This window comes from Streptomyces fradiae ATCC 10745 = DSM 40063, from assembly GCF_008704425.1.
In the GTDB taxonomy this organism is placed as follows: Bacteria; Actinomycetota; Actinomycetes; order Streptomycetales; family Streptomycetaceae; genus Streptomyces; species Streptomyces fradiae.
The window spans coordinates 4,872,605-4,896,897 of record NZ_CP023696.1 but is presented as its reverse complement, the minus strand read 5'-3'; the positions used below and the strand labels follow the sequence as shown (position 1 = coordinate 4,896,897).

Here is a 24,293-nt window from a genome sequence, read left to right as displayed (position 1 = left end):
CGGAATCCCTCGGTCGCGTGGGGTCCGGCCGGGAAGCTCCGGTCGCCCCGCCGCTTCGGATCGTCGCTGTCTCGACCGCGCATCGCCCGTCGCCCCCCTCGGATTCTGATCGGCAATCACGTCGGCATCACGTCTTCCCCGGCGCCGGTTCTCCTGCTCGACGTGCCCCCAAGTCGTGACGATACACCAGGATCGTCACTCAGGGACAGGATCTCTATACGCTCCGTAACGATCAAGTCGGCTATACGTACGCACTGCGCCCGAAACGTTCCGGAGCGTATCCGTCCGGACGTACCGGCCGCAGGCAAAGCCGGCGGGCACGTACCGACAGGTGCGCGCCCGCCGGACGGGCCGTCCGGACGGGCCCCGCGTCCAAACGGCCGGGAGCCCCGCGAAACGGCTGGATCTAGCCGGTGGTCAGGACGAGGTTGCGCAGCGGCTCCCCGGCCGCGAACCGGGTGAGCTGCTCGGTGATCAGCCGTTTGGCGCGGGGCATGAAGGCCGAGGTGGAGCCGCCCACATGCGGGCTGATCAGCACGCCCGGCGCGTGCCAGAGCGGGTGCCCGGCCGGGAGCGGCTCGGGGTCGGTGACGTCGAGAGCGGCGGTCAGGCGGCCGCTCCCGGTCTCCGCGAGGAGCGCCTTGGTGTCCACGACGGGCCCGCGGGCGACGTTCACCAGCAGCGCGCCGTCCTTCATGCGGGCCAGGAACGCCGCGTCGGCGAGGTTCCGGGTCTCCTCGGTGAGCGGGGTCGACAGGATCACCACGTCGGCCTCGGGCAGCAGGCGCGGCAGGTCGGTGAAGGCGTGCACGGGGCCGCGCCCGGTGGTGCGGGCGGAGCGCGCGACGCGCACGACCCGCGCGCACTCGAAGGGCGCGAGCCGGTCGTCGATGGCCTCGCCGATGGACCCGTACCCGACGATCAGCACCGACTTGTCGGCGAGCGCCGGATAGAAGCCGGCCCGCCACTCCTCGCGGTCCTGGCCGCGCACGAAACCGGGGATGCCGCGCAGCGACGCCAGCACCAGGGCCAGGGTGAGCTCGGCCGTACTGGCCTCGTGGACGCCGCGGGCGTTGCACAGCGCGACACCGGGCGCCACGTCGGGCAGGCCGGGCGTCACGTGGTCGACGCCGGCCGACAGGGTCTGCACCACCCGCAGCGAGGTCATCGCGGCGAGCGGGCGCACCGCGATCTCCGTGCCCTTCATGTACGGGACGACGTAGAAGGCGCAGTCGGCGGGGTCGGCGGGGAAATCGGTGAGGCCGTCCCAGTATCGGTAGGTGAAACCGGTCGCCTCGGGGTCGGGCAGCCCCTCCACCTCGTCGGCGGGGATGGGCAGCCACACGTCGGCGGTCGCGTCAACAGCAGTCATGCCCAGGAGGCTAGGCGAAGGAAACGGCTCGCCATTGGTTAGTTTTGGTGCGCCGCACAGGGAGGAACGGGGAGTTGGAGCGCAGGACACTCGGGGCGACCGGGCTCGACGTGGGGGCGATCGGCCTCGGCTGCATGCCGATGAGCTGGGCGTACAGCACCTCCCAGCAGCGCGGCGACCGCTCGCTGCGCGCCGTGCACGCCGCGCTCGACGCGGGGGTGAGCCTCCTCGACACCGCCGACATGTACGGGCCGTTCACCAACGAGCTGCTGCTGGGCCGGGTGCTCAGGGAGCGGCGCGCGGACGCGTTCGTCGCGACCAAGTGCGGGCTGCTGGTGGGCGACGGTCACATCGTGGCCAACGGGCGCCCCTCGTACGTGCGGCGCGCGTGCGACGCCTCGCTGCGGCGGCTCCAGACGGACGTGATCGACCTGTACCAGCTGCACCGGGTCGACCCGGAAGTGCCGGTCGAGGAGACCTGGGGCGCGATGGCGGAGCTGGTGACCGCCGGGAAGGTGCGCGCGCTGGGGTGGTGCGCCGTGGGCGTGCGGGGGGCGCGGCGCCCGGGTCCGCACAGCGGCGCGTACCGGTGGCGTGACGTGCACGACGGAACGATTCGGCAACTCGACCGGGTACAGCAGGTCTTCCCGGTGAGCGCCGTGCAGGCGGAGCTGTCCGTGTGGTCGCCGGAGGCGCTGGCGCGGCTGCTGCCGTGGTGCGCGGCGCGCGGGGTGGGGTTCCTGGCCGCGATGCCGCTCGGCAGCGGCTTCCTGACGGGGACGCTGACGCCGGGGAGCGGGTTCGAGCCGGACGACCCCCGGGCCCGGCACCCGCGCTTCACCGCCGAGATGATGGCCGCGAACCAGCCGCTCGTCGCGGGGCTGCGGCGGGTGGCACAGCGGCACGGGGGCGCGGCGGCGGGGGTGACCCCGGCGCAGGTGGCGCTGGCCTGGACGCTGGCGCAGGGGCGGCACGTCGTCCCCGTGCCGGGCACGAAGCGGGAGTGCTGGGCGGTGGAGAACGCCGGCGCGGCCCGGCTGGCGCTGACGGCGCGCGACCTGGCGGAGATCGCCGCCCTCCCGCCGGCCCGCGGTTCCTGGGACTGAGGCGGCGGCGCGCGGGGCCGCCCTCCCCGGCGGGGAGCGCGGGGGGGGGACGGGCCGCCTCCCCCGGCGGTGGCGCGGGCGGCGTCGCGGTGGCGGTCGCCCGGCCAGCGTCGCGGTGGCCGTCGCCCGGCCGGGGGGCGCGGGCGGTGGCGCGGTGGGCCTGCCCCGGCGGTGGCGCGGTGGCCGTCGTGCCCGGCTGCGGGCGGGGGCGCGGTGGCGCGTGCGCCGCCGTCCCCGCTGCGCGAGGCAGGGGGTGTGCGGTGGACGGCCGACCGGGGGCCCGTGGCCTCCGCGCCCGGCGGCCAGGGCACGGACCGGGCCGCCGGTCGGACCGTGGCCGGGGGCCGGGAAGCCCTACGCTGGTCCGGAAACGGGCTCCACCTCACCGCCGGGGAAGGAACGAGGAACGTGAGACGTCCCGCTGTGACGGCTGTGTCGGCCGCTGCCGCTCTGCTGCTGGCGACCGGGTGTACGGCGGACGGGGGGAGCGGCCCGGCGAGCCCCGCGGCCGGCACGCCGACGGCCGGCTCCACCGCGTCCGCCGCCGCACCGGCGTCCGCCTCGCCCTCCCCGTCCGCTCCGCCCGCGAAGGGCTCGGTGCGGGTGGTGTCGACGGTCGCCCAGGGGCTCGAGTCGCCCTGGGGGCTGGCCCCGCTGCCCGGCGGCGACCTGCTGGTCTCCTCCCGCGACGAGGGCACCATCACGCGCGTCGACGCCGAGAGCGGCGAGCTGACCGTGCTCGGCGAGGTGCCGGGAGTGGCGCCCGGCGGGGAGGGCGGGCTGCTCGGCATCGCGCTGTCGCCGAAGTTCGCCGAGGACCGGCTGGTGTACGCGTACTTCACCACCGAGTCCGACAACCGGATCGCCCGCCTGCTGTACGACGAGTCCCGCCCGGCCGGGCAGCGGCTCGGCGCGCCCGACACGGTGCTGCGGGGCATCCCCAAGGGCGTGGTCCACAACGGCGGCCGCATCGCCTTCGGCCCGGACGGCATGCTGTACGCGGGCACCGGCGAGACCGGCGACACGGGACTGTCGCAGGACAAGGCGTCGCTGGGCGGCAAGATCCTCCGGATGACCCCGGACGGTCAGCCCGTGCACGGCAACCCGGAGGCGGACTCGGTCGTCTACTCGTACGGGCACCGCAACGTCCAGGGCCTCGCCTGGGACGGGCAGAAGCGGCTGTGGGCGGCCGAGTTCGGGCAGAACACCTGGGACGAGCTGAACCTGATCAAGCCGGGCGGCAACTACGGCTGGCCGGAGACCGAGGGCAAGGACGGCGGCGCCGGCTTCACCGAGCCGGTGGCGCAGTGGCCGACGGCCGACGCCTCGCCGAGCGGCATCGCCGTGGCGCGCGGGTCGGTGTGGATGGCCGGGCTGCGCGGTGAGCGGCTGTGGCGGATCCCCATGGCGGGCGAGAGGCCGTCGGCGGCGCCCCAGGCGTTCCTGGAGGGCGAGTACGGGCGGCTGCGCACCGTGGCGGCGGCGGGCGGCGACCGCCTGTGGCTCGTCACGAGCGAGACCGACACCCGGGGCACCCCGGAGGCCGGAGACGACCGCATCCTCCTCCTGGAGGTGCGGTAGGAGGAGGCGGGGCAGGGCCGTCCGGGGCCTTCGGGCGGCCTCCCGCACCCGGCGCCGCGCCGCTGCACCGGCGCCGCACCGGCCGTCCGCCTCCGCGCCGCACAGGCCGCCCGTCCGCACGACCGGGCGGGCGTCCGCACGACCGGGCGGGTCACGGCGCCGCCCGCCCCTCGCCGCGCCCGCCCGCCCCGCCGCTACGCGCCCGCCCCGCCCGCGCGCAGGGCCCGCCACTCGGGGGCCAGGACGGACCAGACCTCGATGTCGAGCCGTACGCCCCGGTGGACGCGGCTCTCGCGCAGGACACCCTCGCGGGTCATGCCGAGCCGCCTGGCGACGTTGACGCTCGCGGTGTTCCCCGAGGCGACCTGCCACTCGACCCGGTGCATCCCGCGCACGTCGACCGCCCAGTCGATGATGACGCGCGCCGCGCGGGTCACCAGCCCCCGCCCCACGGCGGCGGGCTCCAGCCAGCAGCCCGCCTCGCAGGTGCCCGCGGCGGGGTCCATGGTCCGGAACAGCACCCCGCCGACCAGGGTCCCGTCCTGGCGGATGCCCCAGATGCGGCCCGTGTCGGCGGCGGTCTTGTCGGCGTAGGCCTGGAGGAAGGCCCGCGCGGACGGCACGTCCGGGGCGACGTCCGGGAGCGGGATGAACCGCCCGATGTGCTCGCGGCCCCGGTCCAGGTGGGCCAGGTACTCCTCGGCCTGCCAGGGCTCCAGCGGGCCGAGCTCGGCGCCGTCCCCCAGGGACCGGCTGAAGACGCTCATGGTGCTTCCCCCTCCCCCGCCGGTGCGGCGGGCCTACGGCACGAGCTCCCCTTCGCCGCTCGCGCGCTGCGGGGCGATCCTCGCACGAGCGGGCTCGCGGCTCTCCGGCGCCTCGATGCTGATGCGCGGCAGCCAGCGGTCGAGCGAGCGGGGCAGCCACCAGTTGGCGCCGCCGAGCATGTGCATCAGGGCCGGTACGAGCAGGGTCCGCAGGACGAACGCGTCCAGGGCGACGGCCGCGGCGAGCCCGATGCCGAACATCGCGATCACCCGGTCGCCGGAGAGGACGAACGCCAGGAACACGGCGATCATGATGACGGCGGCGGAGTTGATCACCCGGCTGGTCTCGGCGAGCCCGACCCGGACCGCCCGCCGGTTGTCGCCGGTCTCCAGCCACTCCTCGTACATCCGGCTGACCAGGAACACCTGGTAGTCCATGGACAGCCCGAACAGCACGGACACGGCGATCACCGGCAGGAACGGCTCGATGGGTCCGGCCCGCCCGAGCCCGAGCAGCTCGCTGCCCCAGCCCCACTGGAAGATGGCCACCACGACTCCGAAGGCCGACGCGACGGCCGCCACGTTCATCGCCGCGGCCTTCAGCGGGATGCCGACGGACCGGAAGGCGAGCAGCAGCAGGACGCAGCCGAGCGCGATCACCACGCCGACGAACAGCGGCAGCTTGCCGATGATGACCTGCGCGAAGTCGTCGTACGCGGCCGTGATGCCGCCCACGTGGACGTCGAGGGAGGTCCCGGACTCGGCGGCGGGCAGCACGTCGGAGCGCAGCCGGTCCACCAGGTCGCTGGTCTGCTGCGACTGGGGCGCGGAGTCCGGTACGACGGTGAGGACCGCCGTGTCGCCGCCCCCGTACGCGACGGGGCCGACCGACTCGACGCCGGGCGTCGCGCGGAGCTGGTCGGACAGCTGGTTCAGGGCCAGGCGGTCGTTCGCGCCCTCCATCTCGGCGACGAGGGTGAGGGGGCCGTTGACGCCGGGGCCGAAGCCGTCGGCCAGCATGTCGTAGGCCTGCCGGGTGGTCGTCGACGCGGGGTCGTTGCCCTGGTCGGAGGTGCCCAGGCGCAGGGAGAGCGTCGGCAGGGCGAGGACCAGCATCACGACGGCGGCGACGGCGCCCAGCTTCTTCGGGTGGCGCTCCACGAACGCGGACCAGCGGGCGGCGAACCCGGTCGGCACCTCCGGCTCCGGGCCGTGCTCGGCCAGGCGGCGGCGCTCGCGGCGGGACAGGGCGCGCATGCCGATGAGGGACAGCAGGGCGGGCAGCAGCGTGACGGACGCGGCGACGGTGAGGACGACGGTCAGCGAGGCGGCGACGGCGACGCCGTTGAGGAAGTTCAGGCGCAGGATGAGCATCCCGAGCAGGGCGATGCAGACGGTGGCCCCGGCGAAGACGACGGCACGGCCGGTGGTCGCGACCGCGTTCCGCGCGGCCTCCGCGACGCCGAGGCCCCGCTTGAGGCCCTTGCGGTGGCGGGTGACGATGAACAGCGCGTAGTCGATGCCGACGCCGAGGCCGATGAGCAGGCCGAGCATCGGGGCGAAGTCCGCCACGGTCATCACATGGCCGAGCAGGGATATCCCCGCGTACGCGGTGCCGACGCTGACGAGTGCGGTGGCGATGGGCAGGACGCTCGCGGCCAGGGAGCCGAAGGCCAGGAAGAGGACGACGGCGGCGACGGCGACGCCGACCATCTCCGCGGTGTGGGAGCCGCCGCCCTTGGCGAGGGTGGCGACCGTGCCGCCCACCTCGACGTCCAGGCCGTCGCCGGAGGCGGCGCCCACGGTGTCGACCAGGGCGCGGGCCTGGGTCTCGGGTATGTCCTCGGCGAGGCCGTCGAAGGTGACGGTGGCGTAGGCGGTGCGGCCGTCGGCGCTGATCTGGTTGCTCGCGGCCTCGGCGGCGGTCCCGGCGGCGGCCTGGTCCCGAGCGCTCTGGGCCCCGCCCGGGGCCTGGGCGTTCTGGGACTGTTCGCTCTGGGCCTGGGTGTTCTGGCCCTGAGCCTCCTGCGGGGCGGTGCCCTGCGCCCGGGCCGTGCCCTCGGCGCCGGTGCGGGCCTGGGCGGGGTCGCCGGCGGGGGCGTCCGCCGCGGCGGGCTGCGCGGGGCCGTACGGGCCGGTCACGGCGGCCACGCCGGGCAGGCTCCGGACGTCGTCGAGCAGGGCCGTGACGCGCCGCTCGACGTCCCCGCCGCGTACGTCGCCGCTCTCCGTGTGCCACACCACGGTGGCGCTGTCGCCGCCGCGGCCGGGGAACGCCTCCTGGAGCACGGCCGTGGCGCGTCCGGACTCGGTGCCCGGCACCTCGTAGTCGTTGGAGTACGCGGACCCGGCCACCGCGGAGGCGACCGTGACGCCGACGAGCGCGGCGAGCCACAGCAGTACGGTGACGATTCGGTGGCGCACGCACCAGCGGGCGATGGCTGCCAAGGGCTTCGCTCCCTGATAGGGGGGTCCTGCTTCCGCGACACCGGGAACTTCCCGGAGGAACGCACGACCGCGACGGGAACAACTCTTGCAGCGAAAAGAGATCCTTTGTCCGTTTCGTGGGGTTACTCACAGAGGCGGGACCGCGGGAACAGCGGCACCGCGACGCGCGGACGCGGAGCCTGCGGCGGGCCGCCGGGGACGCACGAGGGCGACGTCGGGCCCGTGGAAGGGCGGCGGGCCCGCAGGACGGCGACGGGCTGGCAGGAGGGCGCCGGGCGCGCGGAAGGGCGGCACACCGGTGCCGGTGCGCCGCCCTCGTACGCCGTGCGGGGCCGGTCGTCAGCCCTCGGTGACGCCCAGCCTCTCCAGGATCAGCTCGCGCACCCGCGCGGCGTCGGCCTGGCCGCGCGTGGCCTTCATGACCGCGCCGACCAGCGCGCCGGCCGCGGCGACCTTGCCGCCGCGGATCTTGTCGGCGATGGCGGCGTTGCCGGCGATGGCCTCGTCGACGGCGGCACCCAGGGCGCCCTCGTCGGAGACGACCTTCAGGCCGCGCTTCTCCACGACGGTGTCCGGGTCACCCTCGCCCACCAGGACGCCCTCGATGACCTGGCGGGCCAGCTTGTCGTTGAGGTCGCCGCGGGACACCAGCTCGGCCACCCGGGCGACCTGCGCCGGGGTGATCGCCAGCTCGTCCAGGGACGTGCCGGTCTCGTTGGCGTGCCGGGACAGCTCGCCCATCCACCACTTGCGGGCCTGGTCGGCCGGGGCGCCCGCGTCGATCGTGGCGGTGATCAGGTCGAGCGCGCCCGCGTTGAGGATGGACTGCATGTCCAGTGCGGTCACGCCCCACTCCTCGCGCAGCCGGTTGCGGCGCACGCGCGGCAGCTCGGGGAGCCCGGCGCGGATCTCCTCGACCCACTCGCGGGACGGGGCGACGGGCACGAGGTCGGGCTCGGGGAAGTAGCGGTAGTCCTCCGCCTCCTCCTTGACCCGGCCGGACGTCGTGGAGCCGTCGTCCTCGTGGAAGTGGCGGGTCTCCTGCACGATCGTGCCGCCGCCGATGAGGACCGCGGCGTGCCGCTGGACCTCGTAGCGCACGGCCCGCTCGACCGACCGGAGCGAGTTGACGTTCTTCGTCTCGCTGCGGGTGCCGAACTTCTCCGTGCCGATGGGGCGCAGCGACAGGTTGACGTCGCAGCGCATCTGGCCCATCTCCATGCGCGCCTCGGAGACGCCGAGGGCGCGGATGAGGGCACGCAGCTCGGCGACGTACGCCTTGGCGACCTCGGGGGCGCGGTCGCCTGCGCCGACGATCGGCTTGGTGACGATCTCGATCAGCGGGATGCCGGCGCGGTTGTAGTCGAGCAGCGAGTGGGACGCGCCGTGGATGCGGCCGGTGGCGCCGCCGACGTGGGTCGACTTGCCGGTGTCCTCCTCCATGTGGGCGCGCTCGATCTCCACGCGGAAGACCTCGCCGTCCTCCAGCTGGACGTCCAGGTAGCCGTTGAAGGCGATCGGCTCGTCGTACTGGGAGGTCTGGAAGTTCTTCGGCATGTCCGGATAGAAGTAGTTCTTCCGGGCGAAACGGCACCATTCGGCGATCTCGCAGTTCAGTGCGAGGCCGATCCTGATCGCGGACTCGACGCCGGTCGCGTTGACGACGGGCAGCGCGCCGGGCATGCCGAGGCAGACCGGGCAGGTCTGGGTGTTCGGCTCGGCGCCCAGCTCGGTGGAGCAGCCGCAGAACATCTTGGTCTTGGTGCCGAGTTCGACATGGACCTCAAGGCCCATGACGGGGTCGTACGTCGCGAGAGCGTCCTCGTACGACACCAGGTCGGTCGTGGTGGTCACGGTGAAAACTTCCTTCTCAGCCCAGCAGGACGTCGTCGTCGCCGAGGCGCTTCACCTCGCGGTAGAGGATGGCGAGGTTGGTGACGACGGCGACGCCGGTGACGACGGCGTCGACGAGCCGGAGCATGTCGCTCTCGCCACGGGCCTTCTTGATCTGCTTGACCACGCCGACCGCGCCGAACGCGGACGTGGCCATCGAGATGTAGAGACCGGACTTCGAGCTACGGAAGCCTTTGGCCTTGGACAGTGCACTCACAGCGACGGAGCCTCCTCGAGCAGCGGGTGGCCCCACTTTTCCACGAAGGCGGCCTCGACGGCGGCGCCCACCCGGTAGAGGCGGTCGTCCTTCATGACGGGGGCGATGATCTGCAGGCCGACCGGCAGGTTGTCCTCCGGCGCCAGCCCGCAGGGCAGCGACATGGCCGCGTTGCCGGCCAGGTTGGTGGGGATGGTGCACAGGTCGGCGAGGTACATCGCCATCGGGTCGTCGGCGCGCTCGCCGATCGGGAAGGCGGTGGTCGGGGTCGTCGGGGAGACGATCACGTCCACCTGCTCGAACGCCTTGTCGAAGTCCTGCTTGATGAGCGTGCGGACCTTCTGGGCGCTGCCGTAGTACGCGTCGTAGTAGCCGGAGCTGAGCGCGTACGTGCCGAGCATGATGCGGCGCTTGACCTCGTCGCCGAAGCCGGCCTCGCGGGTGAGGGAGGTGACCTCCTCCGCCGAGCGCGTGCCGTCGTCGCCGGTCCGCAGGCCGTAGCGCAGGCCGTCGAAGCGGGCGAGGTTGGAGGAGCACTCGGAGGGCGCGATCAGGTAGTACGCGGAGAGCGCCAGGTCGAAGGAGGGGCAGTCCAGCTCGACGATCTCGGCGCCGAGCTCCTTCAGCAGCTCGACGGCCTCGTCGAACCGCTGGACGACGCCGGCCTGGTAGCCCTCGCCGCGGAACTGCCTGACGACGCCGACCCGCATGCCCTGGACGCTGCCGCTGCGGGCGGCCTCGACGACCGGCGGGACGGGCGCGGCGATGGAGGTGGAGTCCATCGGGTCGTGCCCGGCGATCACCTCGTGGAGCAGGGCCGCGTCGAGGACCGTGCGGGCGCAGGGGCCGCCCTGGTCGAGCGAGGAGGAGAAGGCGACCATGCCGTAGCGGGACACCGCGCCGTACGTCGGCTTGACGCCGACCGTGCCGGTGACGGCGGCCGGCTGGCGGATGGAGCCGCCGGTGTCCGTGCCGATGGCGAGGGGCGCCTCGTACGAGGCGAGGGCGGCCGAGGAGCCGCCGCCGGAGCCGCCGGGGATGCGGGTCAGGTCCCACGGGTTCCCGGTGGGACCGTAGGCGCTGTTCTCGGTGGAGGAGCCCATGGCGAACTCGTCCATGTTGGTCTTGCCGAGGATGACCACGTCGGCGGCGCGCAGCCGGGCGACGAGCGTCGCGTCGTACGGCGGGATCCAGCCTTCGAGCATCTTCGAGCCGACGGTGGTCGGCATGTCGCTCGTGGTGAAGATGTCCTTCAGGGCGAGCGGGACGCCGGCGAGCGGGCCCAGCTCCTCGCCGCGCTCGCGCTTCTCGTCGACGGCGCGGGCCTGCGCGAGGGCGCCCTCGCGGTCGATGTGCAGGAAGGCGTGGACCTTCTCGTCGACCGCCTCGATGCGGGCGAGGTGCGCCTCGGCGACCTCGACGGCGGTGAGTTCGCCGGCGGCGATCTTCGCCGCGAGCTCGGCCGCGGTGAGCTTGATGATGGTGCTGTCCGTCATGTCGGTCAGTCCTCCCCGAGGATCTGCGGCACCTTGAAACGCTGCTTCTCCTGGGCGGGCGCGCCGGAGAGCGCCTGCTCGGGGGTGAGCGACGGACGGACCTCGTCCGCGCGCATGACGTTGGTCAGCGGCAGCGGGTGGGAGGTCGGCGGGACGTCTTGGTCGGCGACCTCGGAGACGCGGGCGACCGCGCCGATGATGTCGTCGAGCTGGGTGGCGAAGTGGTCGACCTCTTCGTCCTTCAGCTCCAGACGCGCCAGCCGGGCGAGGTGGGCGACCTCCTCGCGCGTGATGCCAGGCATGCAGCGATCCTCAGGGGTGAGTGATTGGGTTTTGGCCCAATCCTATGGGGCGCGCCGCGATGCCCGTGAAACGGTTTGCCCGCCCTCCGCGGGTACCCGTCCCGGCTCGGGTCCCGTCAGGTGACCGGGTGACCGGACGGCCGGCCCGTGGAGTGGCCGGGCGCGTGGCCGGTGGGATGGCCGGAGGGGTGGGTGGAGGGGTGCGCGGAGGGGTGGGTGGCGGGGTGGCCGGAGGGGTGGGTCGGAGCGTGCGCCGGGGGGTGGGCGGACGCGTGGCCGGGTGCGCCGTTGGACGGGTGGTCGGCGGCGTGCGCGGGCGGGCGGTCCGGGGCGTGGCCGGGCGGGCGGTCGGCGGCGTGGCCGGGCGGGAGCGCCGCGGCGGGGCGCCTGCGGTGCACCCCGCGGGCGCGCAGCCAGGCGGTCGTCTCGTGGGGCGGCATCGCGGCGGCGACCAGCCACCCCTGGACGGCGTCGCAGCCCAGGTCGCGCAGGCGCTCCCAGGTCTCGTCGTCCTCCACGCCCTCGGCGACGACGAGCAGGCCGAGGGAGTGGGCCAGGTCCACGGTGCAGCGGACGATCTCGGCGTCCTCCGTGTCGACGGCGAGGCGGGCCACGAAGGAGCGGTCGATCTTCAGTTCGCTGACCGGGAGGCGGCGCAGGTGGACCAGGGACGAGTAGCCCGTGCCGAAGTCGTCCAGGGACATCTTCACGCCGTGACCCGTCAGCCCGGCGAGGGTGTCGGCGGCACGCTGCGGGTCCTCCAGCAGGACGTGCTCCGTTATCTCCAGCTGGAGGGCGGCGGCGGGCACGTTGTGGCGGGCCAGGCGGGCGGCGACGGCCCCCGCGAAGCCGGGGCTGTGCACGTCGCGCGGGGAGACGTTCACCGCGACGGGGACCTCCAGGCCCTGGGCGCGCCAGCGGGCGACCTGGCCGAGGGCCGTCTCCAGGACGTACTCCGTGAGGTGGGGCATCAGGCCGGAGGACTCGGCGATGGCGATGAACTCGTCCGGGGGGACGCGGCCGCGCTCCGGGTGGACCCAGCGGACCAGCGCCTCCAGGCCGGCGACGTGGCCGTCGAAGCGGACCTTGGGCTGGTAGTGCAGCTCCACCTCGCCCGCGTCGAGGGCGCGGCGCAGGTCGCCGAGGAGGCCGAGCCGGTCGGGCGTGTTGGAGTCCCGCTTGGACTCGTACACCTCGACGCCGGTGCGGTCGCGCTTCGCCTGGTACATGGCCACGTCGGCGCGCTGGAGGAGCCCCTCCGCGTCGAGGGCGTGGTCGGGGAAGACGGCGACGCCCGCGCTGGCCTCCAGGACGAGCGTGAGTCCGTCGAGGTCGAGCGGGGAGGAGAGGTCGGCGGCGAGGTGGCGGGCGACCCGCTGGGCGCTGGTCGTGGAATCGGCCACCGGGAGGAGAACGGCGAATTCGTCGCCGCCGAGCCGGGCGGCCTCCGCGCCGCGCGGGAGGGCGAGGCGCAGCCGCTCGGCGATCTGGAGGAGGAGCCGGTCGCCGGCGAGGTGGCCGAGCGTGTCGTTGACGGACCGGAAGCGGTCGAGGTCGATGAGGACGAGCGCGCTGCGCCGGCCGTCGGCCTCGGCGGCCTCCAGGGCCGCCCAGGTCCGTTCGAGCAGCCACTGGCGGTTGGGGAGGCCGGTGAGCGGGTCGCGGAGCTGCTCCTCGGCGCGGGCACGGGCGATCCAGAGGGTGGAGTCGAGCGCGATTAAGGGCACCGCGAACAGCGGCAGCAGGACCGGGAGGGAGACGGCGACGACGCAGATCAGCGGCGCGATGCCGAGCAGGGCGACGGCGACGAGGCCCTGCCGGAGCAGGGCCGTGCGGGCGGCCGTGGGCAGGGTGCCGCCCGGCGGGGAGAGCGTGTACCACAGCAGGAGCCGGGTCACCACCAGGTACGTCCCGGCGGCGAGGGCGACCTCCGGTACGGCGGCGATCCCCCATTCGAGTGGCTGCCAGGGCCGTTCGACCGACGGGACGGCGCCGAAGGCGGCCAGCACGAGCGCGGCGCCGCCGATGCCGAGCACGTCGGCGGCGCCGTGCAGGACACCCTGCCGCCAGCGGTGCCGGCGGGCGGCGCCGACGAGGACGACGACGGCGAGGCTGACCAGGCCGGCGGGCACCCAGCCGTACAGGATCAGCACGGCGAGGGTGAGGGCGGCGCCGGAGCCCGTGCCGCCCCACCAGCGGTCGCGGCCGAGGGCCACGAGGTGGCCGACCACGATGCCGGTGAGGACGGCGAGGGACCAGCCGGTCGTCCCGCCGGGGAACAGGGCGTGGCCCTGGCTCACGGCGCGGTAGAAGCCGGAGGCGAGCGCGATGCCCGCGAGGGTCACGACGACGGCGGGCAGCCGGGCGAGGACGCGGTCGCGGGCCGCCGCGCACCCCGCTCGGGCACGCGCACGCGGACGCGCGACCGGGTCGGCACTCTCGGTCGGTTTCATTCCGTCCCTCTCACAGCCGGCGGTGCCGTTGCCTCTGCCTCGTGATGGCCTGTTGCCGTTCCACCACGACTGGACTTCCCCGACGCGGCCGTGCACGACAGGCGCACATCACCACAGTAGGCCGCGGAGGGCGTTGACGGGCAGCGCTCTACAGCTCTTGCCCGAATGCGCCCCGGCCACCCTTATCCAGCTGATATGCGCTGAACGGGTGACGTTTTCCAGCCTGTTCGGCTCAGCCCTCCGTCTCCTGTTCGACCGGGACGGCGACCGCGCGGGCGGCTTCGGGCCCCTGTTCGAGCAGGACGGCGAAGCCCGCCTCGTCGAGCACCGGGACCTTCAGCTGCATCGCCTTGTCGTACTTGGAGCCCGGGTTCTCCCCGACGACGACGAACGCCGTCTTCTTGGAGACGGAGCCGGTGACCTTCGCCCCGGCCTTCTGCAGCACCTCCTTGGCGCCGTCCCGCGTGTGGTTCTGCAGCGTGCCGGTGACGACGACGGTGAGCCCTTCCAGCGGGCGCGGGCCCTCGTCCTCTCCTCCGCCCTCCTCCTCCATGCGGACGCCGGCGGCGCGCCACTTGCGCAGGATCTCGCGGTGCCAGTCCTCGGCGAACCACTGCTTCAGCGACGCGGCGATGACGCCTCCGACACCGTCGACGGCGGCCAGCTCCGCCTCGTCCGCCTGTTCGATGCGGTCGAGGGAGCGGAACTCGCGGGCCAGCGCCTCGGCGGCGACCGGGCCGACGTGGCGGATCGACAGGGCCGTGATGACGCGCGCGAGCGGGCGGGTCTTGGCCGCCTCGATGTTGGCGAGCATCGCCTGGGCGTTCTTCTTCAGCTCGCCCTGCTGGTTGGCGAAGACGGTGACGACCTTCTCCTCGCCGGTCTTCGGGTCGCGCTTGGGCAGCCCGCTGTCCTGGTCGAGGACGTACGCCTTGATGTGCCGCAGCTTCTCCGGGTCGAGGTCGAACAGGTCGCCCTCGTCCGTGATCGCCGGCTCGGCGGGCTCCAGCGGCCGGGTGAGCGCGGCGGCGGCGACGTAGCCGAAGTTCTCGATGTCGAAGCAGCGGCGCCCCGCCAGGTAGAACAGCCGTTCGCGCAGCTGGGCCGGGCACGTGCGGGCGTTCGGGCAGCGCAGGTCGACGTCGCCCTCCTTCATGGGCTTCAGCGGCGTCCCGCACTCGGGGCACTCGGCGGGCATGACGAACTCGCGCTCGCCGCCCTCCCGCAGGTCCACGACCGGGCCGAGGATCTCCGGGATGACGTCTCCGGCCTTGCGCAGCACCACCGTGTCGCCGATGAGGACGCCCTTGGCCCGCACCACGTCCTGGTTGTGCAGCGTGGCGAACTCGACCTCGGAGCCGGCCACCGTCACCGGCTCGACCTGCGCGTACGGCGTGACGCGGCCGGTGCGGCCGACGCCGACGCGGATGTCGAGCAGCTTGGTGTTGACCTCCTCCGGCGCGTACTTGTACGCGATCGCCCAGCGCGGGGCACGGGACGTGGAGCCCAGGCGGCCCTGGAGGCGGATCTCGTCCAGCTTGACGACGACGCCGTCGATCTCGTGCTCCACCGAGTGGCGGTTCTCGCCGTAGTACGCGATGAACTCCCGCACGCCGTCGATGCCGTCGACCACGCGGTTGTGCCGGGCCGTGGGCAGGCCCCACGTGTGCAGCAGCTCGTACGCCTCGGAGAGCCGGTCGAGGGTCAGGCCCTCCAGCGCGCCGATGCCGTGCACGACCATGTGGAGCGGGCGCGTGGCCGTGACGCGGGGGTCCTTCTGGCGGAGCGACCCGGCGGCGGCGTTGCGCGGGTTGGCGAAGGGCTTGTCGCCGGCGGCGACCAGACGGGCGTTCAGCTCCTCGAACTTCTCCATCGGGAAGTACACCTCGCCGCGGATCTCCACGAGGTCCGGGACGCGGTCGCCCTTCAGCCGGTCGGGGATGTCGGAGATCGTGCGGACGTTCGGCGTGATGTCCTCGCCCGTGCGGCCGTCGCCGCGGGTCGCCGCGCGCGTGAGCCGGCCCTTCTCGTACGTCAGGTTGACGGCGAGGCCGTCGACCTTCAGCTCGCACAGGAAGTGGTGCTCCGGCGAACCGACGTCGCGCCCCACCCGCTCGGCCCAGGCGGCCAGGCCCGCGTCGTCGAAGACGTTGTCCAGGGAGAGCATCCGCTGCCGGTGCGCGACGGCCGTGAACTCCGTCTCGTACGTCCCCGCGACCTTCTGGGTGGGCGACTCGGGCGTCCGCAGCTCCGCGTACCGCTCCTCCAGCTCCTCCAGGGAGCGCAGCAGCCCGTCGAACTCGGCGTCGCTGATGACCGGCTGGTCCTTCACGTAGTACCGGAAGCGGTGCTCCTCGACCTCCTCCGCCAGGCGGGCGTGCTCCTCCCGCGCCTCCGCCGGTACCGCGTCGCGCTGGTCGTGCTGTTCGACAGCCACGTCGATCCTCCCGTTACTCAGGGTTGTCCGCGAGGGACTTCGCCGCCTTGACACAGTGCGCCAGCGCGCGGCGGGCGTACGCGGGCGAGGCACCCGCCAGCCCGCACGTGGGAGTGATCACCAGGGAGTCGGCCAGACTCCCCGGATTCAGCCCCAGCCTGCGCCACAGCGTCCTGACCCCCATGACGCTACCGGCAGGGTCTGACAACGCGGCGTCGGTGGACGGCACGACGCCGGCGAACAGCGTCGTACCGCCCTCGACCGCCTCGCCGATCGCCTCATCGTCACGCTCGGTGAGGAGCCCGAAATCGAACGACACGGCGGCGGCACCGGCCCGGCGCAGCAGCGCGAACGGCACGTCGGGGGCGCAGGAGTGCACGACGGCGGGCCCGTCGTGGGCGGCGAGCACGTCCCGCAGGGCGCCCTCCACGACCTGCCGGTCGACGGCCCGGTGGGTGCGGTAGCCGCTCGCGGTCCTGACCCGCCCGCGCAGCACGGCGGTGAGGGACGGCTCGTCGAGCTGGAGCACGACGCGGGCGCCCGGCACCCGGCGGCGCACGTCCGCGAGGTGCCCGCGCAGGCCCTCCGCGAGCGACGCGGCGAGGTCCCGGCAGGCCCCGGCGTCGCCGAGGGCGGCCTCGCCGCCCCGCAGCTCCAGCGCGGCGGCGAGCGTCCACGGGCCCACGGCCTGGACCTTCAGCACGCCCGAGTACCCCTGCGTGTACTCCTCCAGCGCGTCGAGGTCCTCCCGCAGCCACGCGTGGGAGCGGCGGGTGTCGCGGCCCGGCCGGTCGCCGACCCGCCACCCGCTGGGCTCCACGCGCGCGTAGACCTCGACCAGCAGCCCGAGGGTGCGGCCGACCATGTCCGCGCCGGGCCCGCGCGCGGGCAGTTCGGGCAGGTGGACGAAGTCCTCGAAGGACCCGGTCACGGTCCTGGCGGCCTCGCGCGCGTCGCCGCCCGGCATCGACCCGACCCCCGTGGCCGGGCCCCAGTTGATGTCGTCGCTGTGGTTGTTCTCGCTCACCCGGGAAGGGTACGCGGCCGGGGCGCCGGCCCCGGCCGGACGGTCAGGTCCTGGATCTCCGCGTCGCGCGGCAGGTCCACGGCGGTCAGCACGGCCGTGGCGACCGAGTCGGGGTCCATGAGCCCGGAGGTGTCGTACTCCCTGCCCTCCTGCTGGTGGACCTTGGCCTGCATGGGGCTGGCCGTACGGCCCGGGTACACGGAGGTGACGCGCACGCCGTGCGGCCGCTCCTCCGCGCGCAGGGCGTCCGCGAGGGCCTTCAGCCCGTGCTTGGACGCGGCGTACGCGGCCCAGTCAGGGTTCGCGCGGAGCCCGGCGCCGGAGTTGACGAACACCACGTGCCCCTGCGAGACCCGCAGCTGCGGCAGGAGCAGCCGGGTCAGCTCGGCGGGGGCGACCAGGTTGACGTCGAGCTGGGAGCGCCACGCCTTGGTGGTCAGCTCGCCGACCGGGCCGAGGTCCACGACCCCGGCGATGTGCAGCAGCGTGTCGAGCCGGTCGGGCAGCTGCTGGTGGGAGAAGGCCCAGGACAGCCGGTCCGGGTTGGCGAGGTCCCCGACGAGGGTGCGGGCGCCCGGGTACAGCTCGGCCAGCTCCCTGGCCCGTCCGGCGTCGCGGGCGAGCAGGATCAGGTCGTCCCCGCGCGCGTGGAGGCGGCGCGCCACGGCCTCGCCGATGCCGGAGCCCGCGCCGGTGATCAGGTGTGTGGTCATGGGTGCCATGCTCGCACCCGCCCGCGCGCCCACCGGCACCCGGAGGGTCGCGGGCGGACGGGCACCGCGGCCCGGGGCCGGGGGCGCCGGACGGCCGTGCCGCGGGCCGTGCCGCGGGCCGGGCCTGGGGGCGCCGGGCGCGGGCCGGTCGGCGGGCGCCCGTCCGGTGTCCGGCCGCCGTACGCACCGACCGGGAACAGCGCCCGGCTCCCGGCCGTTGCCCGGGTATGACCTCTTCAGGGCACCGCATCACCATCGAGCCGGCCGACGGGCCGGTCCGGGTCGTACGGGACGGCGAGCCGGTCGCACGGACCGACCGCGCCCTGGCCCTGCGCGAGACGGGCTGCCGGGTACGGCTGTACCTGCCGCCCGAGGACGTGCGCACGGACCTGCTGGTGCCGTCGGAGCGGCACACGTACTGCCCGTTCAAGGGGACGGCGTCCTACTGGTCCCTGCCGGGCCGCCCCGACGCGGTCTGGGCGTACCCCGACCCCAAGCCCGAAGTCGCTTCCATCGCGGGGTACTTCTGCTTCTACGACGAGGACGAGGACTGACCCGGCCGAGTCGTCCGGCCGCCGGACCGGCACCGCACGGCCGCCGACGGGAGCGGCGGGGGCGGCGGGGACGGCGCCGTCAGGCCGTGGGGGCGGTCGTTCGGTCGCGGCGGGTGGTGGTGGCGATGGTGGCCGAGCCGACGACGCGGGTGCCGTCGTACAGGACGATCGCCTGGCCGGGGGCGACGCCGCGGACCGGCTCCGTGAAGGCGACCCTCAGCTCGTCGCCCTCCAGCGCGGCCGTCACCTCCGTCTCCCCGCCGTGCGCGCGCAGCTGCGCCGTGTACGTGCCGGGGCCCTCGGGGGCGCGGCCGCACCAGCGGGGCCTGATCGCCGTCAGCGCGGTGACGTCCAGCGCCTCGGCGGGGCCCACGGTGACGGTGTTGTCCACCGGTGAGATGTCCAGGACGTACCGGGGCTTGCCGTCGGGTGCCGGGTGGCCGATGCGCAGGCCCTTGCGCTGGCCGATGGTGAAGCCGTAGGCGCCGTCGTGGCCGCCGAGGCGGTTGCCGGCCTCGTCGACGATGTCGCCCTCGGCCCTGCCCAGCCGGGCGGCCAGGAAGCCCTGGGTGTCGCCGTCCGCGATGAAGCAGATGTCGTGGCTGTCCGGCTTCTTCGCGACGGCCAGGCCGCGCCGCTCGGCCTCCGCGCGGATCTCGTCCTTGGTGGTGAGGGTGTCGCCCAGCGGGAACATCGCGTGGGCGAGCTGCCGCTCGTCCAGCACGCCCAGCACGTACGACTGGTCCTTGGCCGTGTCGGAGGCCCGGTGCAGTTCGCGCGAGCCGTCGGGGAGGGTGACGACCTTGGCGTAGTGGCCCGTGCAGACCGCGTCGAAGCCCAGGGCGAGGGCCTTGTCGAGGAGCGCGGCGAACTTGATCTTCTCGTTGCAGCGCAGGCAGGGGTTGGGCGTGCGGCCCGCCTCGTACTCGGCGACGAAGTCCTCCACCACGTCCTCGCGGAAGCGCTCGGCGAGGTCCCACACGTAGAAGGGGATGCCGATCACGTCGGCGGCGCGGCGGGCGTCGCGGGAGTCCTCGACGGTGCAGCAGCCGCGGGCGCCGGTGCGGAAGGACTGCGGATTGGCGGAGAGCGCCAGGTGCACCCCGGTCACGTCGTGGCCCGCCTCGGCGGCACGGGCGGCGGCGACGGCGGAGTCGACGCCGCCGGACATGGCGGCGAGGACGCGGAGCGGGCGCGGGGAGGTCTCAGTCATAGCCGTACCAGGGTACGGGGCGCCGGGAACCGTCGTCGCGGGAGTGAGCGTTCTCCCCGTATGGGCGAAGACGAGGGCCGGGGCGAGACCCGGCGGGTGGGGCGGCGTGCCCTGCTGATCGGCGGCGGCGCGGCGGCGGCGGGCGCGGCGGTGGCGGGCTGGGACGAGCTGCGCCGCCTGTGGTGGCGGCTGCCGGGCACGGAGAGGCGGCGGGTGGAGGGGGAGCTGGACCACGCGGGCGCGGTGTGGACGGCGGCGGCGCGCGCGAACTGGCGGCGGGCGGACCGGCCGGACGACTTCGGCATCGACCGGGTGGTGATCCACGTCGTGCAGGGCAGCTACGCGACGGCGCTGCGGGTCTTCAAGAACCCGGGGCACGGCGCGGCGACGCACTACGTGGTCGGCAAGGACGGCCGGGTGGCGCAGATGATCCGGGAGCTGGACGTGGCGTTCCACGCGGGGAACCGGGACATGAACGAGCGGAGCATCGGCATCGAGCACGAGGGCTTCGTGGACCGGCCGCAGGACTTCACGCCCGAGATGTACGCGGCGTCGGCGCGGCTGACGGCGGGCATATGCGCCCGGTACGGCATACCGGTCGACCGGGAGCACGTCATCGGCCATGTCGAGGTGGAGGGCACGGACCACACCGATCCGGGGCCGCACTGGGACTGGGACCGGTACATGGAGCTGGTCCGCCGCGCGGCGGCGAGCCCGCGGCCGTCCCCGTCGACTCCCCCGTCCGCGTCGTCCTCCGCCCCGGCGTCCCGCGCGGCGGCGCGGGAGGGCTGAGGGGGCCGGGGCGGCGGGCGCCTGCCGGGGGCGGGGGCGGTGGGCCTGCCGGGACCGCGGGGGCCGGGACCGGGACCGCGGGCCGGCGTGGACGGCTGTGCGTACGGCCGCGGACCGCCGGGCGCCCCGGTCAGGCCGAGGGCCTCCGCAGCCGTCGTACGTCCCGCACGAGCGCGTACAGGGAGGCGAGGAGGACCGCGGCGGCCAGCGCGACCCAGCCGGCCGATTCCCCCGCGCGGTACTGGTCGAAGGCCACGAGGAGCACCAGCGTGCCGGCGACGACGCCGAGGGCGGAGACTGCCGCGCTGATGCGATCCATCGTCATGGGGACATGGTGGACCACGGTCCGGACCGGCGGGAGCGTTTCGGGGAAACCGTTCAGCTGAGGCCGGCCGTGCGGGCGCGCTCCACGGCGGAGCCGATGGCGCGGGCGAGGGCGTCGACGTCGGCGCGGGTGGAGGTGTGGCCCAGGGTGAAGCGCAGCGTGCCGCGCGCCAGGGCCGGGTCGGTGCCGGTGGCGAGGACGACGTGGCTGGGCTGGGCGACGCCCGCGGTGCAGGCGGAGCCGGTGGAGCACTCGATGCCCTGCGCGTCGAGGAGCAGCAGCAGGGAGTCGCCCTCGCAGCCGGGGAAGCTGAAGTGGGCGTTGGCGGGGAGCCGGTCCTCAGGGTCCCCGCCGAGGACCGCGTCGGGGACGGCGGCGCGGACGGCGGCGACCAGCGCGTCGCGCAGGGCGCCGACCTCGCGGGCGAAGTGCTCGCGGCGCTCGGTGGCGATCCGCGCGGCCACGGCGAAGGCGGCGACGGCGGGCACGTCCAGGGTGCCGGAGCGGACGTGGCGCTCCTGCCCGCCCCCGTGGAGGACGGGCACGGGGCTGTGGGCACGGCCGAGGAGGAGGGCCCCGATGCCGTACGGGCCGCCGATCTTGTGGCCGGAGACGGTCATGGCGGCGAGCCCGGACTCGGCGAAGGAGACCGGGACCTGGCCGACGGCCTGGACGGCGTCGGAGTGCAGCGGCACGTCGAACTCGCGCGCCGCGGAAGCGAGTTCGGCGATCGGCATGAGGGTGCCGATCTCGTTGTTCGCCCACATGACGGTCGCGAGGGCGACGCTGCCGGGGTCGCGGGCGATGGCCTCGCGCAGCGCCTCGGGGTGCACGCGGCCGTGGTGGTCGACGGGGAGGTACTCGACGGTGGCGCCCTCGTGGTCGCCGAGCCAGTGGACGGCGTCGAGGACGGCGTGGTGCTCGACGGGGCTGGTCAGGACGCGGACGCGGCGCGGGTCGGCGGCGCGGCGGGACCAGTAGAGGCCCTTGACGGCGAGGTTGTCGGCCTCGGTGCCGCCGGAGGTGAGGACCACCTCGCTGGGGCGCGCCCCGAGTGCCTCGGCGAGCGCCTCGCGCGCCTCCTCGACGGTACGGCGGGCCCGCCGTCCGGCGGCGTGCAGGGACGAGGCGTTGCCCGTGGCGGTGAGCTGGGCGGTCATCGCCTCGACCGCCTCCGGGAGCATCGGAGTGGTCGCGGCGTGGTCGAGGTAGGCCATGGTGCCCCCGATTCTACGAGTCCGGGGCGGCGGCCCGACGGGGCGGATACGGCCAGACCGCCGGCCGGCCGGACGGGCCCGTCAGCTTAGGTGCCAGGAGACGGTGCCGCTGGCGGCGGCGAGGACGGCCAGCAGGGCGAGGTCGGCGGCGCCGAGGGCGAGGCCGAGAAGCGCCCGTCCGCGCCGCCGGGTGCCGCGGCGCAGGGCCAGCACGGCGAGGCAGAGGGCCATGGGGCCGAGCAGGGCGTTCAGGACGAGGAGGCCGACGAGGCCCAGCACGAAGGAGGCGACGGCCATGCCGTCGGCGTCGCGGCGCGGGCGCGCGGTGCCGGCGTCGCGTGAAGGCCCGGCACCGGTGCCGGCGGCGCGGCGCGGGAGAGCGGCGGGATTCATCGCGGCCTCCCGTCAGTGCTCCCGGGCGGCCTGTGAGCCGGCGCGGCGGGGGCGGGCGGTGCGCTCGCGCACGGCGAAGACGAGGAGCCACACGGCGATGGCGGCGGCACCCGCGGCGGTGGCCGTCGGCGGGATGAACGCGGCCGTCCCCATGAGGGTGCCGAGCAGCAGCAGGGCGGCGGCGAGGAAGAGCATCGGGTTGCCTCCCGGGGCGGAGCGGACAACTATGCACTGACCGGTCAGTCTAGTCGCGCCTACCCCGGGACGCTCCGGGCACACGGCCGCGCTTGCGCGCCATGGGTCCGGGGGCGCGGTGGAGCACGGACGCGCACCCCGGCCGCCCACGCCGCGGGCCCCGCTCCGCGGGCCCGCGCCCCGAAGACTCCCTGCCGATCCCCGATCGACCGGGCCGGTCAGGACGCGCGCGGGGCGCGGGCCAGCTGGCGCGACTGGGCGACCAGGCGGTCGGCGCTGTCCCAGACCTCGGCGTCCTCCTCCAGGAAGCCGCCGGCCAGGTTGCGGGTGGTGATGGAGACCCGCAGCGGGCCGGGGGCGGGGCGGCAGCGGATGTGCGCGGTCAGTTCGACGGTCGGGGTCCAGCCGCTGAGGCCCAGGTCGAAGGCGGTCGGCGGGAGCGCGTCGACGGTGAGCAGCAGGGACAGCGGGTCGGGGTCGCGCCCGTCGGCCAGCCCGAACCACCCGCGCACCTCGCCCTTGCCGGACGGGTCGCCGACCGCCCAGCCGATGGTGGCCGGATCCAGCTTGATGTCGAGGAGCCGGGTGATCTCGGCGGAGCCGGGCAGCGGGGCGGGCGCGTCGGCCGGCCCGAAGCAGTGCTCGTACGGCGGGAGGGCGGGCGGCTTGGCGCTGGTGCGGACGTCCTCGGGGAGCGCGTCGAGGTCGCCGTAGCCGGCCAGCACGCGGATGCGCTCGGTCTCGGTGCCGTCCTCCGCGTACTGGAAGAGGGACGCCTGACCGGTCGACAGGGTGCGGCCGGCGCGGACGGTCTCGGTGCGGATCACCGCGGGGCCGGGCAGCGAGGGGGCCAGGTAGTAGGCCGAGACGGTGAGGGGGTGGGGGTGCGGCAGCGCCTCGCCGAGGGCGCGGCCCAGCAGGGCGAGCAGGTAGCCGCCGTTGACGACGCCGAAGATGGTCCAGTCGGCGGAGAGGGTCGTGTCGTAGACGCCCGGGGCGCGGAGGTTCACCGCGGTGTCGCGGTCGAACTGACTGCTGCTGTCCATGGCCAGCACCGTACAACAGCAAACTACTAAGCGGTAGCTTTCTGTTCGTCGGGGCGCTCGACGGCCGTGGAGCGCCGGTTCCACGCGCGCGGCGCGCGCCAGCGGTAGCGGAGCGCGAGCAGGCGCAGGAGGAACGCGGCGAGGGCGGCGAGCGCGCTGGTGAAGGGGTTCAGCATCTCGAACCGGATGAAGAGCACGACCAGCGTGGAGCCGACGATGGCGGGCACGGCGTAGAGGTCGCGGTCCCAGCGCAGCAGCGACGGCGCCTCGTTCGCGAGGACGTCGCGCAGCACGCCGCCGCCGACGGCGGTGGCCAGGCCGAGCACGGCGGACTGGGTGAGGCCGAGCCCGTACTCGTACGCCTTGGTCGTCCCGGCCACGCAGAAGAGGCCCAGCCCGGCGGCGTCGAAGACGTTCACGGCGGCCTGGGTGCGCTCCACGACCGGGTGCAGGAAGAAGACGAGCACCGTGGCGACGAGCGGCATGAGGAAGTAGCCGAGGTCGGTGAAGGCGGCCGGGGGGACCGCCCCGATGACCAGGTCGCGGAAGAGCCCGCCGCCCAGCGCGGTGACCTCGGCGAGGACGGCCATGCCGAAGACGTCGAAGTTCCTGCGCACGGCGAGGAGGGCGCCGGAGATGGCGAAGACGAAGATGCCCGCCAGGTCGAGGGAGTGGAGGACGGAGGGCGTGAACAGGTCCTGGAGCACCGGACAGTTCTACCCCGTCCGGTACGTCACGGGACAACC

General features: G+C 74.6%; 21 protein-coding genes and 1 pseudogene. 4 read left to right on the top strand and 18 right to left on the bottom strand.

The features are described from left to right. Positions 1-406: 406 nt before the first annotated feature. Entirely contained in the window at positions 407-1,372 is a 966-nt protein-coding gene (locus CP974_RS21940) for a 2-hydroxyacid dehydrogenase (RefSeq protein ID WP_174887751.1), read from the bottom strand. Between the two features lie 74 nt (positions 1,373-1,446). On the opposite strand from CP974_RS21940, the gene CP974_RS21935 reads away from it, so the two are divergent. Both CP974_RS21935 and CP974_RS21930 read left to right on the top strand, forming a co-directional pair. Beyond that, positions 1,447-2,478 (top strand): aldo/keto reductase, encoded by a 1,032-nt coding sequence (locus CP974_RS21935; protein WP_031130864.1) that lies wholly within the window; start codon positions 1,447-1,449, stop codon positions 2,476-2,478. A gap of 408 nt (positions 2,479-2,886) precedes the next feature. Then, positions 2,887-4,059 (top strand): PQQ-dependent sugar dehydrogenase, encoded by a 1,173-nt coding sequence (locus tag CP974_RS21930; protein WP_031130862.1) that lies wholly within the window; start codon positions 2,887-2,889, stop codon positions 4,057-4,059. Positions 4,060-4,253: 194 nt separating this feature from the next. Here CP974_RS21930 and CP974_RS21925 read toward each other — a convergent pair whose 3' ends face one another. The 10 genes and pseudogenes from CP974_RS21925 to CP974_RS21880 all read right to left on the bottom strand — a co-directional run bounded on the left by CP974_RS21925 (position 4,254) and on the right by CP974_RS21880 (position 17,812). Next, the gene (locus tag CP974_RS21925) at positions 4,254-4,826 is read right to left on the bottom strand and encodes a GNAT family N-acetyltransferase (protein ID WP_031130861.1); all 573 of its coding nucleotides are present in this window, start codon (positions 4,824-4,826) and stop codon (positions 4,254-4,256) included. A 33-nt stretch (positions 4,827-4,859) separates the two neighbouring features. Beyond that, positions 4,860-7,274 (bottom strand): MMPL family transporter, encoded by a 2,415-nt coding sequence (locus tag CP974_RS21920; RefSeq protein WP_037937664.1) that lies wholly within the window; start codon positions 7,272-7,274, stop codon positions 4,860-4,862. Positions 7,275-7,613: 339 nt separating this feature from the next. Then, entirely contained in the window at positions 7,614-9,128 is a 1,515-nt protein-coding gene (gene gatB, locus CP974_RS21915) for an Asp-tRNA(Asn)/Glu-tRNA(Gln) amidotransferase subunit GatB (RefSeq protein WP_031130857.1), read from the bottom strand. A gap of 16 nt (positions 9,129-9,144) precedes the next feature. Further along, positions 9,145-9,384, bottom strand: a complete 240-nt coding sequence (locus CP974_RS21910) for a hypothetical protein (protein WP_031130855.1) — start codon at positions 9,382-9,384, stop codon at positions 9,145-9,147. Continuing rightward, the gene (gatA, locus tag CP974_RS21905; RefSeq protein ID WP_031130854.1) at positions 9,381-10,880 is read right to left on the bottom strand and encodes an Asp-tRNA(Asn)/Glu-tRNA(Gln) amidotransferase subunit GatA; all 1,500 of its coding nucleotides are present in this window, start codon (positions 10,878-10,880) and stop codon (positions 9,381-9,383) included. The genes CP974_RS21910 and gatA overlap by 4 nt, the downstream gene beginning before the upstream one ends. 5 nt (positions 10,881-10,885) lie before the next feature. Further along, a complete protein-coding gene (gene gatC / locus CP974_RS21900) occupies positions 10,886-11,182 on the bottom strand; it encodes an Asp-tRNA(Asn)/Glu-tRNA(Gln) amidotransferase subunit GatC (RefSeq protein ID WP_031130853.1) in 297 nt (98 codons plus the stop codon). A gap of 347 nt (positions 11,183-11,529) precedes the next feature. Then, positions 11,530-13,635 (bottom strand): annotated as a pseudogene (locus CP974_RS21895) (putative bifunctional diguanylate cyclase/phosphodiesterase); the annotation flags it as partial. 232 nt (positions 13,636-13,867) lie between these two features. Then, entirely contained in the window at positions 13,868-16,072 is a 2,205-nt protein-coding gene (gene ligA / locus CP974_RS21890; RefSeq protein WP_031130991.1) for an NAD-dependent DNA ligase LigA, read from the bottom strand. A gap of 13 nt (positions 16,073-16,085) precedes the next feature. After that, entirely contained in the window at positions 16,086-17,099 is a 1,014-nt protein-coding gene (locus CP974_RS21885) for a methionine synthase (RefSeq protein WP_031130989.1), read from the bottom strand. After that, positions 17,096-17,812 carry an SDR family oxidoreductase gene (locus CP974_RS21880; RefSeq protein ID WP_031130987.1) on the bottom strand — a complete coding sequence of 239 codons (717 nt, stop codon included), beginning with the start codon at positions 17,810-17,812 and terminating at the stop codon, positions 17,096-17,098. The genes CP974_RS21885 and CP974_RS21880 overlap by 4 nt, the downstream gene beginning before the upstream one ends. 227 nt (positions 17,813-18,039) lie before the next feature. On the opposite strand from CP974_RS21880, the gene CP974_RS21875 reads away from it, so the two are divergent. Next, positions 18,040-18,366 carry a DUF427 domain-containing protein gene (locus CP974_RS21875; RefSeq protein ID WP_031130986.1) on the top strand — a complete coding sequence of 109 codons (327 nt, stop codon included), beginning with the start codon at positions 18,040-18,042 and terminating at the stop codon, positions 18,364-18,366. A gap of 79 nt (positions 18,367-18,445) precedes the next feature. Here the strand turns inward: CP974_RS21875 and mnmA are convergent, their stop codons facing one another. Beyond that, positions 18,446-19,579, bottom strand: coding sequence for a tRNA 2-thiouridine(34) synthase MnmA (gene mnmA, locus CP974_RS21870; RefSeq protein ID WP_031130984.1), 1,134 nt, complete (start codon positions 19,577-19,579; stop codon positions 18,446-18,448). A gap of 60 nt (positions 19,580-19,639) precedes the next feature. Here mnmA and CP974_RS21865 point away from each other — a divergent pair, with 60 nt between their 5' ends. Continuing rightward, the gene (locus CP974_RS21865; RefSeq protein ID WP_031130981.1) at positions 19,640-20,371 is read left to right on the top strand and encodes an N-acetylmuramoyl-L-alanine amidase; all 732 of its coding nucleotides are present in this window, start codon (positions 19,640-19,642) and stop codon (positions 20,369-20,371) included. 130 nt (positions 20,372-20,501) lie between these two features. On the opposite strand, the gene CP974_RS21860 is transcribed toward CP974_RS21865, so the two are convergent. From CP974_RS21860 to CP974_RS21835, 6 genes are all read right to left on the bottom strand, one after another. Beyond that, positions 20,502-20,696 (bottom strand): hypothetical protein, encoded by a 195-nt coding sequence (locus CP974_RS21860; protein ID WP_031130979.1) that lies wholly within the window; start codon positions 20,694-20,696, stop codon positions 20,502-20,504. Between the two features lie 53 nt (positions 20,697-20,749). Next, complete coding sequence (locus CP974_RS21855) at positions 20,750-21,913, bottom strand: cysteine desulfurase family protein (protein ID WP_031130977.1); 1,164 nt, start codon at positions 21,911-21,913, stop codon at positions 20,750-20,752. An 81-nt stretch (positions 21,914-21,994) separates the two neighbouring features. Then, a complete protein-coding gene (locus CP974_RS21850; RefSeq protein WP_031130975.1) occupies positions 21,995-22,306 on the bottom strand; it encodes a hypothetical protein in 312 nt (103 codons plus the stop codon). 12 nt (positions 22,307-22,318) lie between these two features. After that, a complete protein-coding gene (locus CP974_RS21845) occupies positions 22,319-22,501 on the bottom strand; it encodes a hypothetical protein (RefSeq protein WP_031130973.1) in 183 nt (60 codons plus the stop codon). A 218-nt stretch (positions 22,502-22,719) separates the two neighbouring features. After that, complete coding sequence (locus CP974_RS21840; RefSeq protein ID WP_031130970.1) at positions 22,720-23,547, bottom strand: thioesterase family protein; 828 nt, start codon at positions 23,545-23,547, stop codon at positions 22,720-22,722. A gap of 26 nt (positions 23,548-23,573) precedes the next feature. Beyond that, positions 23,574-24,254 carry a trimeric intracellular cation channel family protein gene (locus CP974_RS21835; RefSeq protein ID WP_031130968.1) on the bottom strand — a complete coding sequence of 227 codons (681 nt, stop codon included), beginning with the start codon at positions 24,252-24,254 and terminating at the stop codon, positions 23,574-23,576. Positions 24,255-24,293: the final 39 nt, after the last annotated feature.